The sequence below is a fragment of the Cupriavidus sp. 05L310 genome (assembly GCF_056398185.1).
Genome location: NZ_JBFTOX010000048.1, coordinates 1 through 13062, shown reverse-complemented (window position 1 = coordinate 13062; position 13062 = coordinate 1). Strand labels below are relative to the sequence as shown.

Annotated in this window: 13 protein-coding genes and 1 pseudogene; 11 read left to right on the top strand and 3 right to left on the bottom strand. The window is 60.9% G+C overall.

What is annotated here, in order from left to right; translation table 11 throughout:
* Positions 1-174 precede the first annotated feature (174 nt).
* A complete protein-coding gene (locus AC1DS6_RS29510) occupies positions 175-552 on the bottom strand; it encodes a c-type cytochrome (protein ID WP_441629528.1) in 378 nt (125 codons plus the stop codon).
* A 348-nt stretch (positions 553-900) separates the two neighbouring features.
* Positions 901-1809 (bottom strand): LysR substrate-binding domain-containing protein, encoded by a 909-nt coding sequence (locus AC1DS6_RS29505; protein WP_441629577.1) that lies wholly within the window; start codon positions 1807-1809, stop codon positions 901-903.
* Positions 1810-1984: 175 nt separating this feature from the next.
* On the opposite strand from AC1DS6_RS29505, the gene AC1DS6_RS29500 reads away from it, so the two are divergent.
* The 9 genes from AC1DS6_RS29500 (at position 1985) to AC1DS6_RS29460 (ending at position 9450) form a co-directional block, all read left to right on the top strand.
* Positions 1985-2974 (top strand): SLAC1 anion channel family protein, encoded by a 990-nt coding sequence (locus tag AC1DS6_RS29500; protein ID WP_441629527.1) that lies wholly within the window; start codon positions 1985-1987, stop codon positions 2972-2974.
* Positions 2975-2986: 12 nt separating this feature from the next.
* Positions 2987-3520, top strand: a complete 534-nt coding sequence (mug, locus tag AC1DS6_RS29495; RefSeq protein WP_441629526.1) for a G/U mismatch-specific DNA glycosylase — start codon at positions 2987-2989, stop codon at positions 3518-3520.
* 348 nt (positions 3521-3868) lie between these two features.
* Positions 3869-4831, top strand: coding sequence for a chromate resistance protein ChrB domain-containing protein (locus AC1DS6_RS29490; protein ID WP_441629525.1), 963 nt, complete (start codon positions 3869-3871; stop codon positions 4829-4831).
* A gap of 30 nt (positions 4832-4861) precedes the next feature.
* Positions 4862-6067 (top strand): chromate transporter, encoded by a 1206-nt coding sequence (locus AC1DS6_RS29485; RefSeq protein WP_441629524.1) that lies wholly within the window; start codon positions 4862-4864, stop codon positions 6065-6067.
* A 23-nt stretch (positions 6068-6090) separates the two neighbouring features.
* Entirely contained in the window at positions 6091-6681 is a 591-nt protein-coding gene (locus AC1DS6_RS29480; protein ID WP_441629523.1) for a superoxide dismutase, read from the top strand.
* 16 nt (positions 6682-6697) lie between these two features.
* Entirely contained in the window at positions 6698-7024 is a 327-nt protein-coding gene (chrE, locus tag AC1DS6_RS29475; RefSeq protein WP_441629522.1) for a rhodanese family chromate resistance protein ChrE, read from the top strand.
* Positions 7025-7034: 10 nt separating this feature from the next.
* On the top strand, positions 7035-7493 hold the full coding sequence (locus AC1DS6_RS29470; RefSeq protein ID WP_045242333.1) for a chromate resistance protein ChrB domain-containing protein: 459 nt from the start codon (positions 7035-7037) through the stop codon (positions 7491-7493).
* A gap of 100 nt (positions 7494-7593) precedes the next feature.
* The gene (locus AC1DS6_RS29465; RefSeq protein ID WP_477103714.1) at positions 7594-8154 is read left to right on the top strand and encodes a 3-keto-alpha-glucoside-1,2-lyase-like domain-containing protein; all 561 of its coding nucleotides are present in this window, start codon (positions 7594-7596) and stop codon (positions 8152-8154) included.
* 39 nt (positions 8155-8193) lie between these two features.
* On the top strand, positions 8194-9450 hold the full coding sequence (locus tag AC1DS6_RS29460; protein WP_477103713.1) for an MFS transporter: 1257 nt from the start codon (positions 8194-8196) through the stop codon (positions 9448-9450).
* A gap of 554 nt (positions 9451-10004) precedes the next feature.
* On the opposite strand, the gene AC1DS6_RS29455 is transcribed toward AC1DS6_RS29460, so the two are convergent.
* Positions 10005-10820 carry an arylamine N-acetyltransferase family protein gene (locus AC1DS6_RS29455; RefSeq protein ID WP_441629519.1) on the bottom strand — a complete coding sequence of 272 codons (816 nt, stop codon included), beginning with the start codon at positions 10818-10820 and terminating at the stop codon, positions 10005-10007.
* A gap of 606 nt (positions 10821-11426) precedes the next feature.
* Between AC1DS6_RS29455 and AC1DS6_RS29450 the strand changes: the two genes are divergently transcribed.
* Together AC1DS6_RS29450 and AC1DS6_RS29445 are read left to right on the top strand one after the other, a co-directional pair.
* Complete coding sequence (locus AC1DS6_RS29450; protein WP_441629518.1) at positions 11427-12500, top strand: helix-turn-helix domain-containing protein; 1074 nt, start codon at positions 11427-11429, stop codon at positions 12498-12500.
* A gap of 412 nt (positions 12501-12912) precedes the next feature.
* Positions 12913-13062 (top strand): annotated as a pseudogene (locus AC1DS6_RS29445) (thiolase domain-containing protein); the annotation flags it as partial.

The following is a 13062-nucleotide window of genomic DNA, read 5'->3' as shown; positions in this document are numbered from 1 at the left end:
GACGGCCTGGCGGTGCGCGCAGACCGCAGGCGACAGGCAGGGCATCAAGCTGGCCGGGCGGCACTTGCCTGCAGGGCCGTTAGAAGACCCTTTGGGCTGGGCCCGATGACGGGGCCAGGCCGTCCGGACCCTGAAATGGCCCTTAGATTTCCGTGCCCACCTCTCATCTAAAAATCATCGATTTTTGGAAATCACACTAATCATGTATTGATTTAAATCGCGAAAATCCTTAACCCTCCAAGAGTACGGCGATAGCTTTACACCATTCTCTTGCAGAGTTTTGGGAATCAAGTCTCCATTTGGACGAAGTATTATCGATGATACAATAACGCCAGGATAATCATTTAGTCGTTTTTTGAAAGCGGATGTTGTAAGATCAGGTGTGGGAGGGTTGCTTTTATTAGCCAACGGTCCTGTTCCTTTGAGATCCATTCCGTGGCACATGACACATCTCTGTAAATAGAGATTTTTTCCATTTACATTATCCGCGAAGGATAGTGATGCTTGAATTAGCGCTAAAAATCCCAGCGAAGCGATGAATAATATTTTCATTTTTATGTGGCATTGTTGTATAAATCAGATCTGAACCTAGGGAAATCCCCGGAGATTCCACTGCAACACTCAATTCTCTCGATAAAATTTGAAATTAGAGCTAAGGTTGCCATCTTTGATAGTGATTTGCGGCACGAACTACTTCTCGGTTTGTTTGATAGGTCTGCCGGCCTTACCTTCACATGGGCTCGGTCCGCCATTGTCCCACTGTCCGCCACCAAGGTAGAACCGCCGTTCAATCGTCTGCGGACACACGCCAGCGAGTGTCGCAAACTGGCCGTGAGCGGCCATCTACGGCGACGACCATTCCCGCCCCACTTGCAACGTTCGCCCCCCGACTTGCAAACGTCAGACCCCCACCTCAACCACCCGGGCCCTCAACCGCGGCGTGGCGAAATCAAGAAAAGCGCGCAACTTCAGCGGCAGGATTCCCTGTCCAGTGTGAACAAGGCTGATGGGCCACGGCGCCGGCTCAAACGGTGCGAGCACGATCTTGAGTGCACCGGCACGCAACGCGCTCGCCATCTGATAAGACACCACGCGAGTAATCCCGACGCCAGCCACCGCCGCGTCGACTGCAGCCTCGGCAGTGCTGACGGCAAGCCGCGAGCGGACGGGCACCGCGATCTCCGACTTGCCCGACATGAAGCTCCACACCTGCCTGGATGTCATCTGTTCGAAAGTAACGCATGCATGCGTGGCGAGCTCAAGGGGGCTCGTCGGCGTGCCGTATTCGGCGAAGTAGGCGGGGCTTGCGCACACCACCCGACGCACCGTGCCAATCGGTGCCGCGATGAAACTGCTGTCGGGCAGTTCCGCAATCCGCAATGCGACGTCGACGTGCTCTTCAAGAAGAGGCACCCTGCGGTCGGTCAGCACCATCCGCACATCGATGTCCGGATAAGTCTTGAGGAATTCCGCGACCACGGGCAAGACGTGCAGGCGTCCGAAGACGATGGGTGCAGTGATGACCAGCTCGCCTTTGGGCGCCGCGTATTCCCCGGACGCCGCACGCTCCGCCTCTCCCACTTCCTCGAGAATGCGCCGGCATGCGGCGACATACGATTGCCCGGCTTCGGTGAGAGAAAGCTGTCGGGTGGAGCGATGCAGGAGTCGGGTTTTCAGGTGCGACTCCAGGTCTCCAACCTTGCGGCTCACCGTTGCGAGCGGCATCTTGAGTTGGCGCGCCGCGGCAGAAAAACTGCCTGCTTCGACCACGGCCACCAGGATCGACATGGATTCGAAGCGATCAGCCATGTTCTCATTTTTTGGGAGGATGATTCCCAATAATGACAGATTATCTTCATCGGTGGAAGAGAATACCATCGGCCGCATCTCCCCGACAGGCGAGGCGGCGAACGATTCGCGGCCTCTCAATCGGCTGCTTTCTGGCCGCCACGTCCCGGGTCCCCAAGAATCAGGAGAATGTGCTGTGTCAACGCTTTCGAGTCCCCATCCGCAGTCCTTGCGAACAACCGCTTCCATCAGAAACTTGCCCGTCAACCTGTTTGCGTCGGTAATGGGTATTGCCGGACTGTCTATTGCGTGGCGCCAGGCCAGCCACGAATTTGGGGTGACTCCGCTGATCTCTGACGCAGCCGGCATCCTCGCCCTGGTTGTATTCGTCGTGCTGAGCGCGGGCTATCTCTTCAAGGCAGTCAAACATCCTGAGGCGGTCGTCGCGGAATACCGGCATCCCGTCGCCGGCAATTTCTTCGGCACGATCACGATCGCTATCCTGCTGCTTTCCTCGGTCGTTGCCCAACTGAGCCAGATGCTTGCCGAAGTCATGTGGGCGGTAGGTACGATTTTCACGCTCGCGCTCTGTTTCGCGATTGCGGGCCGGCTGCTGCGGGGAAAGATCGACGCTGCGCACGCAGTTCCCGCCTGGTTCATCCCGGGCGTGGCCACGTTGGATATCGCCGTTGCGGGCGGAACCATGCCAATGCCGTGGGCGCATGAGGTCAACATGTTCGCGCTGGCCGTGGGAACGATGATTGCCCTGTTGTTCTTTACGATGATCATGTCGCGAATGATTCACCACGAGCCGCTGCCCGCCGGCATGGTCCCTTCGCTGCTAATCCTGATGGCACCGTTCGAAGTGGGCTTTCTTGCCTACACCAACTTTACGCAGCACGTCGATACCTTCTCCGGGTTGCTGTTCTACTTCGGTCTTTTCATATTCCTCACACTGGCACCCAAGGTGTTTCGCAGGGGGGTTCCGTTTGCTACCGGTTGGTGGGCGATCAGCTTTCCGATGGCGGCGCTGGCGAGTGCCGCGCTGAAATACGCGATGTTCGTCCAGGCCTGGCCCCTGAAGGTGATTGCAATCATCCTGCTCGCCATGCTGAGCCTCGCGATTGTGATTCTTTTTGTCAGAACGCTGCACATTCTCCTTAACGGGAAGATGCTCGCCGGTTGAAACAGCACACAAATGGCTACCTGCGCACCCGGGACAGCTGCGTTGACGTCACTTCCAGACGCAATATCGGAAGGTCTGGCGGTCGTTTTCTGTGGAATAAACCCCGGCATGAGAGCGGTGGCGACGGGCCACCATTTTGAAGGGAATGGCAACCGTTTCTGGCGTGCCCTGCATTTGGCCGGTTTCACGCCAGAACTGATGCGTGCCGAAAACGACCGGGACCTGCTCGCCCATCGGTGCGGATTGACAACAGCTGTTGGCCGGCCTACGGCGCGGGCCGGCCAGCTTTCACCGCATGAATTCCTTGAGTCGGCTTCGGCGTTACTGAAGAAAATCGAACTTTATCGCCCCACCTATATCGCCTTCCTGGGGAAGGCCGCATACGCAGCCATTTCAGGTCAGCGGCACGTCTTGTGGGGACGCCAGAACGCTATGTTCGGCGGGTCGAAAGCGTGGATCCTGCCAAATCCGAGCGGTTTGAATCGCTCGTTCAGCCTCGATGACCTCGTCGGGGCTTATAGGGAGTTGTACCTTGCAATAGATTGACGCTCGCAAAGCCGCCGCGCACCCGGTACGTTTCGTCTCGCTCTTCCGGAAGGCGGGGTGCATTGCCTGGTCGTCTGCGTCAGGCCACTCGACATTGCGTGCCGGCTTTACGCCGGCTAGTCGACGTTAACGAGACTCCAGCGGAGCCTTCCGCGCCCGATTTGTGCGGCGCGAGCAACACCGGATCCGGTCTTTCGGGCTGGTCCGTCCCGTGGTTTGCGCGGGCGAACCCAGGCAGCGGCGATGTCGATCCATTGGGATTCGAGGGACCACCTCCCAATCGGCCCGGTTTTTGTAATGATCTCTACATCATTGAAACCTGCGCTATGGAACCCTATGCTGCCTTCCATGACCACGTCCCAAGATTCCTGGATCCTGCTGATCGTCAGCCTTCCCACATCGGGTGCGACCGCCCGCATGCGGATCTGGCGCACGCTCAAGGCGTTAGGCGGCGCCGCCTTGCGCGATGGGGCTTATCTGCTGCCGGCCGGCGCCGAGCAAGTGGAACAGTTCCGCGAACTGGCCGACGATACACAGCAGCAGGACGGCCAAGCCTGGCTGTTGACGGTACAGCCCCAAGAGGACGACGACGCCGCCACCTACCGCGCGTTGTTCGACAGGTCGAGCGACTACGCCGAACTCCTCGCGTCCGTCTCGGCAGCCCGCCAGACGCTTTCCAGTCTAAGTGAAGCCGAACTCAATCGCCTGCAGCGACGGCTCGGCCGCATCTACGAGGCGATCCGCAAGATCGACTTCTTTCCCAACGAGGCGTCCTTGCGTGCCGAGGCACAGTGGCGGGACTTCACGGGCGCCATTGAAACAATCCTGTCGCCGGGCGAGCCGCACCCCGCCGCAGGGGCCATCGCGCGACGCGACCCCACGCAATACCAGGGGCGGCTATGGGCGACACGCCGCCATCTTTGGGTCGACCGGGTGGCTTGCGCGTGGTTGATCCAGCGCTTCATCGATCCCCATGCTCGTTTCCTGTGGCTCGAAGCCCCCGGTGACTGTCCCGCCGATGCCCTGGGCTTCGATTTCGACGGCGCGACATTCACCCATGTCGGTGAAAAGGTTTCCTTCGAGGTGCTGCTGGCGAGCTTTGCCCTGGAGGCAAATCCAGGATTGCAGCGTCTGGCGGGGATGGTCCATGCGCTGGATGTCGGCGGACCGACCGTCCCGGAAGCGAGCGGGTTCGAGGCGATTCTGGCCGGCGCCCGTGAACGGCTGGCCGATGACGATGCGCTGCTGGCCGAAACCGGCTTGGTGCTCGATTCCCTGCATGCCCACTTCTTGAACAACCGGAAACGCTAGGGGTCATTGAACCTATCTCAAGGACGATCCATGAGCAACCTGCAGCAAACCAATATCCCCGACATGCCAGCGGCTGAGCGAATGGGCTATACACTCTGGCAACTCGTGCTCTATATGTTGCGCCTGGGTACGCTGGGCTTTGGAGGTCCCGTGGCCCTCGCCGGCTACATGCACCGGGACCTGGTGGATGAACGCAAGTGGATTACCGATGCCGATTACAAGGAAGGCCTGGCGCTGGCGCAACTGGCACCCGGGCCGCTGGCCGCGCAGCTCGCCATCTATCTCGGCTATGTGCATTACCGCATCGTCGGGGCGACCTTGGTCGGCATTGCATTCGTCGTTCCGTCGTTCCTGATGGTGGTGGCATTGGGTTGGGCTTACGTCCGGTTTGGCGGACTGACCTGGATGCAGTCGGTATTCTATGGGGTAGGTGCCGCGGTCATCGGGATCATTGCGATCAGCGCATACAAGCTCACGAACAAAAGCGTTGGCCGCGACAAGCTGCTGTGGGTGATCTACCTGATGCTGGCGACGGTGACGGTCGTCACCGAGTCCGAGATTGCCTGGCTGTTCCTGGCGGCCGGCATGGTGGTGTGGTTCTGGCGGGCGCCGCCGAAGTGGCTGCGTCAGGGCGGCCTCAATGCCATGGCGGCGACGCAGGTACCCACAACAGTGAGCGGGATCGTCAGCACCGTGGATTGGCCGCTGTTGACGCAGGTTGGCGTGTTCTTTGCCAAAGCCGGCGCTTTCGTATTCGGCTCCGGGCTTGCCATCGTGCCGTTCCTCTATGGCGGCGTCGTGACCGAACACCATTGGTTGAACGACAAGCAGTTTGTCGACGCCGTCGCAGTGGCCATGATCACGCCGGGCCCCGTGGTGATCACGGTCGGCTTCATCGGTTATCTGGTCGCCGGCCTGCCGGGCGCATCCGTGGCCGCGCTTGGCACCTTCCTGCCTTGCTACCTGTTCACCGTGATCCCGGCGCCCTACTTCAAGAAGTACGGCAAGCGGCCCGGGATCATCGCCTTCGTCGATGGCGTGACGGCGGCGGCAGTCGGGGCCATCACGGGTGCCGTGATCGTCCTGGCCAAACGCTCGATTGTCGATCTGCCTACCGCCCTGCTTGCGCTCGTCACAGTCGCCCTGCTCTGGAAATTCAAGAAGCTGCCGGAGCCAGTCATCGTCATCGGCGCAGCCCTGGCTGGTCTGGTTGCCTACCCGCTACTTCACGCCTGAGCCGCACGAACAAGGAATCGATCATGACCTACCAGATGAAGCCGCTTGCCGTCGATCCACGCAAGCTCACCGGCCTTTCGGTAAAGCTGATTATCAGCCATTACGAGAACAACTACGGCGGCGCTGTGAAGCGATTGAACGCCATCACGGCGGAACTTGCCGCGCTGGATCCGGCGACCGCACCCGTCTTCATGCTCAATGGCCTGAAGCGTGAAGAACTGATCGCCGCCAATTCGATGATCCTGCATGAGGTGTATTTCGACGGGCTCGGTGAAGGCGGCGCCCTGGGCCCCGAACTGGAGTCGGCGCTTATCCGCGATTTTGGCAGCGTGGCCCGCTGGCAAGCTGAGTTCACGGGCATGGGCAAGGCGCTGGGCGGCGGCTCGGGCTGGGTGCTGCTGAACTACTCGCCACGCGACAAGCGGCTCGTGAACCAGTGGGCGCCCGATCACGCACACACTCTGGCGGGCGCTACTTCGATCCTGGCGCTCGACATGTATGAGCATTCTTATCACATGGACTTCGGTGCAAAAGCTGCTGCGTATGTGGATGCCTTCATGCAGAACATCCATTGGGCCCAGGCAGCCGAGCGCTTCGCCGAAGCCCGGAAGTAAGTTCGGAGCCAAGAACATGCCCACTGCCATCTCTTCCCACGAACTTGCCGAAGCGATTCAAGCGCCGGTCCCGCCGCAGATTGTCGACGTCAGGCGCAGGCAGGCTTTTGATGCCAGCGCGCAAATGATTGTCGGTGCCTCCTGGCGCAACCCTGACGACATGGATAGCTGGATCGCAAAACTCGACTCCAGCCGGCCGGTGATCGTCTATTGCGCGCATGGCCTGCAAGTCAGCCAGGACTGCGCCGCACGGCTAGAGGACGAAGGTATCCGAGCGGCCTATCTCACTGGCGGCATTGAGCAATGGTCCGCCGGCGATCACCCGACCATCGGCAAATCGTAAGGAGCCGGCCATGAAATGGATTACCCGCGAACGTCCGAAGATAGACCGGATTGCCTGTCCCTGGCTGATAGCCCGTTTTATCGACAAGGAACCGGAATTCCTGTACGTGCCGACCGGCAACGTCGTGAAAGTCGCAGGCGAGACCGGGGCTGTTCCCTATGACATTCCTGGTGTCGAACTTTCGCATGTCGGAGAACTGTGCAGCTTCGACGCCTTCCTGGACAAGTACCGTTTGAATGATCCCGCCTTGCAGCAACTCGCTGGCATTGTGCGGGGGGCGGACACGTCGAAGCTGGACCTCACACCGCAATCGGGCGGGCTCTACGCCATCTCGCTGGGGCTCTCGCAGGTGTTTTCCGACGACCACGAGATGCTCAGGCACGGCATGGTGATGTACGACGCCTTGTATGCCTGGTGCCAGCATTGCCAGGCGGAAGCGCATCGTTGGCCGCCGAAGATGCCTGCATGAACTGCTAGTCGCGTCATTGCTCGGGAGATGCACTGTGAAGCCGATCCCGCTCATGTTATGGATGCTGCTGACAGCCATGCCGGCAACCGGAGAAACGATCATGTTCAACCAGGACAGGCAAGGTACCTTGCCGGCGGGATGGGTGGCCGGTGTCACCGGCGGTGGCACGCCGAAATGGACTGTCGAGGCGGACCCGTCCGTGCAGGACGGCACCAACGTGCTCAAGCAGTCCGGTTCCGGGGATTTCCCCTGGTGTGTGAACCCTGCCGCCTCCATCGCCAATGGCTTCGTGGAGGCAAGGTTCAAACCCATGTCCGGCCGCGAGGACCAGGCAGGCGGTGTTGTCTGGCGCTGGAAGGACGGCAACAACTACTATGTCGCGCGGGCGAATGCACTGGAGAACAATGTCTCGCTGTATTACACGGCAGCCGGACGCAGGCACACGATCCAGTACAAGGATGCGCCTGTCGAAGCCAAGGTCTGGCATACGCTACGCGTGGAGTTCGTGGGGAACCATATCCAGGTCGCGCTGGACGGCAAGCGCTACATCGATGTGGCGGACGACCATATCAGCGGTGCCGGCGCGGTGGGCGTATGGACCAAGGCGGACAGCGTGACCTTGTTCGACACCTTCTCATATGGGTCCGGCGGTACGAAATAGCACCGGGAAAAGATGTGAAACCAATGGTCGCGTACCGCGATGCAAACGCTTGAGGATCCTGCCGTGACCGTCGGCCAAGCCCGGCTCGCTCGCCTGCTACTGCCAGCAGGCGTCGATGCCGGTGCCTTGCCACTTCTGGTCGGGCGCGCGTTACGCGGCTTCTGCGACGGGTTCATCGCCGTCCTCCTGCCCGCATACCTGCTAGCGCTCGGTTTCGCGCAACTGGCAGTGGGATTGGTCAGCAGTGCCACCCTGATCGGCTCGGCACTGGCGACGATACTGGTGGGCGTCCTCGGCCATCGCTACCCACAGCGCCGTCTGCTGTTGCTGGCGGCCGCGCTGATGGCCGCGACCGGCATCGGATTCGCCGGGCTCTCCTCCCTCTGGCCACTACTGCTAGTTGCGTTCGTCGGTACGCTTAACCCAAGCTCCGGAGACGTCAGCGTGTTCCTGCCGCTGGAGCAGGCTCGCCTTGCTGATTCCGCTACCTCAGATGCGCGCACGGCGCTGTTCGCCCGGTACAGTCTGACCGGAGCCCTCTCCGCCGCCATTGGCGCGTTGGCAGCGGCGCTGCCGGGCTGGCTTGCCTCCCAGTTGGGGGTATCGTTCCTCAGCGCCATGCGCGCGATGTTCATGATCTATGCATTGACCGGTGTCGCGCTCTGGTTCCTCTATACGCGGATGCCCGAGCCAGAGCCGCGCGTGGCATCGGTTAGAACGCCACTAGGCCCGTCCCGCCGAATCGTTACCCGCCTTGCCCTGCTGTTCAGCGTCGACGCCTTTGCCGGTGGGCTGGTGGTGAACTCGCTGCTGGCACTGTGGCTGATGCAACGATTCGGCCTCTCGCCAGGGGCTGCCGGCCGGTTCTTTTTCTGGTCGGGCTTGCTCTCCGCAGGCTCCCTGCTGGTTGCCGTGCCGCTGGCTCGCAGGTTCGGCTTGCTGAACACCATGGTGTTCACCCATATTCCGTCCAGCCTATGCCTGATCGCCGCAGCATTCTCTCCTTCGCTGGTGGCGACGCTGGTCCTCTTGCTCGCGCGCAGCGCGCTGTCGCAGATGGACGTACCGACAAGGACCGCTTATGTGATGGCGGTCGTGACGCCGCCCGAGCGCCCCGCTGCCGCCAGCCTGACCGCGGTACCCAGGAGCCTGGCTTCCGCGCTGGGTCCGACCCTCGCTGGCGGCTTGCTGGCGATGGGCTGGGTCGGCGCGCCACTGGTCGCTTGCGGCCTGCTAAAGATCACCTATGACCTCGCGCTGCTTGGTGCATTCCGGCGCATCAAGCCAGTCGATTGACGTGACACGCGAGTTGCGTCGATAGGTCTGATGCGACGCGGCCGGGCCGACGGCCTGGCGTTCTCGCCGTCCAATGGACGCGATGTCAGCCGGCGAACGACCTGCCGTTCAGCACCGGACACCGGATATCGCGACGAAACCTGCACCTTAATGGTGCTCCGGCCATTTCGGGTGGTAATCGTCGATAGTGAACGCGTGCCGGTGACTATGCGTCAGGAGGTGGCTGAAGTTACGCGCGACGTTAGCCGGCGCCTGTACCGGGTCGAACTATGGCACTTCGTCGTGGGCACTTTCGTTTGGGTCGCCTGATCGGCCGGTCCTGCCGTTGGGAGAGCAAGCCGCGAATGGCCGAAGTGGGCCGAATGCGCCGTTCGAAGTTGCCTGCCTCAACAGCGGCTATTCGGGTTCAACGGCCATCTACACGATCTCATCCGAACAGAAGCCTATTGCCAACTTCACTTTGTGACGTGCCAAGAGATTGGAACTCCTAACGCTGAGTCACACGCCTCCGCCCGTGCCATTGAGATACCCAGTGGTGAGCGAGTGTCGCCTGTTCAGCCAGCCTTATCGCTGCTAATCGCCCGGATCTTGTCCCAAACGTGCCCGGGCTGGGGAATGTCGAGGTCGAAAACGGTTTCAAACGTGTCCGCGAGATGGTCCGCGCTGGTGATGCGGTGTTCGCTAACGCTGTTGGGCATCACGTTGCGCAAGCGATCGTTCTGCAGGGCGACATAGCCGTCCGCGGTATGACGCAGGACTGCCAGCGCGTTTGTGAACGGCGACCCGGGATCCCGCATCAACCAGGCATGCATGGCGGCCATGGCAGCCTCGTCGCTGTGGTCGACCCGGAAGTCGAAGCTGCGCGCGATGCCATGCGCATGATTGTTGAAGCGCAGCCAGCCGTCCTCCGTCGACATGATTGAAAAATCGAAGCCGCGCTGGCTGATCGGTCCGATATCCAGCGGCACGGGTTCGACGATGGCGTCGGCCACGCCGACCTCGGCGAGATAGGGGCAGTCGAGATCGACACGCAGGGTTAGGTGATTGCCGATGGCAACGTCGCCCAGTATTTCACGATTAACGCCGCCGCACAGACGGGTTACCCGGAAACCGAGCGCATCGAGAGCTGCGCCGAAGAGACCGTTCATCTCGTAGCACCAGCCGCCGCGCCTGCCCTCCACCATCTTGGCGAAGGCAGACGCCGGGGTGATCGAGGACGGCCATCCCATGAAGGCATCCAACGCATCAAAGGTGAACGTCATGAGGTGAGCACGATGAAGCCTCGACAGGCCGTGAAGGTCGAGAGAGACCGGCTGGTCGATCTTGATCCTTGCGAGATAGGCGTCCAACTGGCTGGCTGTCAAGGTCATTCCGTTTTCGTTTGAAGGCACGTGTGTCATCCTTCGGTCTCCTTTCGATGGACCGTTGTTGAGGTTCTCGATCCATCCCAAAAAGTGCATGAACGTGCAACAAGCATGAGGGATACCAAGGTCCCCCGGCTATTCTTGCCGAAGATCTGGGCGCGTCTGTGCGGAACCAAACACTTCGTCAACGAGACCTTTCCACTAGTGCCAGTAGACGCCTTTGTGGGCACAACGGACATCGGAACGTCTTCCCGACGGAGCGACTAAGCGGCCCTTCCTGGCCGGAATACGACCTCCGGCAGCCGTGTGCCATTTGGCTCTGGTCGACCCGAAACAGGCAGTGGCCCTCCTCGAAAGCGGTCATTCCGGCAAGCCGGGACGGAAATGCCATGCGGTCACCGATAGTCGGTCTGCTCAAGATAGTGTGTGGTTTCCAAGCACTGAAACGATCGATTTGCCGGCGAGTCGTTCACTGTGCGCTACGGCAAAACAAGTACTGGTATGCTTTGCAACCTGCACCAGCGCGCTCCGGGCGGGCTGGTGGCTCAACTTAAGGTTCAGCCACACGGGGCGTGCTCATAACTGGACGAAGAATCAGCGATGGGCGCTGCATTGAACAACGACCTGCCACACACTGCCATGCCGCTAAGCCGCTTGTTGTTGCCGCCGGAGCCGCCGACGCTTGCGCCCGGCATCGTGCACAGCAGTTTCAGCGTGCAAGGCGACGCCCGGCAAAGCTTCCGGGCCTGGCAGGAGCGCATGAGTCCTGTCTACGACATACGGCCTCCGTCAAAGCGAGCCGAGGATACCTTCGCTGCTTCGCTGTCTCGTTACACGATCGACAATCTGAGCTTCTTCGACTTCCACACCGGGCCGAACCTGGCCGTGCGATCGTTGGGCCGGGTTTCGACCGAGAGCGTTCATGACATAAGCTTCAGCGTGTTCCTTGAAGGGCCACCGGGCCAGTTCCTGGGCGGCAAGCCGCCGCCCGACGCGCCGCACATACCGCAAGTGCCAAGTATCCTCGCGCTGGACATGGATCAGCCGTGCACAATCCGGAGTTTTCAGGGTCGGATACTGCTCCTTTTTGTGCCGCGCGCTTTGGTGGAGAGGTCGTTCCCCGATGCCGCCTCGCTGCATGGCCGCTGGATTCACGCAACCACGCCTTTGATCCGCCTGATCATTGAGCATCTGGTTGCATTGAATCGACAAATCGTCGGGCTCGACCGGGAGGAAGCGCGTCAGCGCTTTATCACCGCGGTAGAGCTGCTTGTCGCCGCTTTCAGCCGTCAGGCCGGTCTTTCCGGCAATGGCCGCGCGGCGGTACGCGCTGCCGTCTATGGACAGGTGCGGCGCCATGTCGAGGCCAATCTGCACGATCCGGATTTGTCGCCCGACAGCGTGTTGGCATCGCTGCATCTCTCGCGCGCCAGCGTGTACCGTCTCTTTGAGCATGAAGGCGGCCTGGCCGCTTATATCCGCAGCCGCAGGCTGCGCATGGCAGCCAATGAGCTGGTGCGCTTTCCGCATATCGAGGTACAGGACATTGCCTCGGGGTTGGGTTTCAATGATGCGTCGAGCTTTACGCGTGCATTCCGTCGCGCCTTCGACATCGCGCCGCGGGAGTTGCACGAGTACGCGCCGTTGCTCCGGCGCAAACATGCGGCACAGGAGCGCTTCGCATAGACGGGCAGTGTTGAACACCCCAACATCCCCCCCCCTGCCTTTCAAGGCAGGTCTTCGCCACCAGTCCCGTCATCACCACGTCGTCCGCCGCGATCAGCGCCTTGCAAGGAGCCGCGTCGGGCATCGGCGTCTCTCGTTCCGAGGTGCCTGCGAAACCGAATCCATCGCGGGGAGGCGTTCCGGGAGCGCGTTGCCAGCCGCCCCGGCCTCGTCATGCTAGCTCCGGGTACAAAGCGGCAACCCTCCGCGCGCCGCCGCAAGGGTGCATCGGCATCCATTTATACGTACATATCACTCGCTGTCACCCCACCTTAATTGGGTAGGGCACCATCTTCAGCTTGCCTGGTGTCCCGGGTGTGCGGCTACGATGTGCGAACAAAGTGCCGACATCGGATACCTGGAGAAGACCAGCGTGAGCATCAAAGGCAAGGCATATATCGTCGGGGCCTACGAGCACCCGACCCGCAAGGCACCGGACAAGACCGTCGCGCAACTGCACGCCGAGTGCGCCAAGGGCGCGCTGGAGGACGCAGGACTCAGCCTGCAGGACGTGGATGGCTAT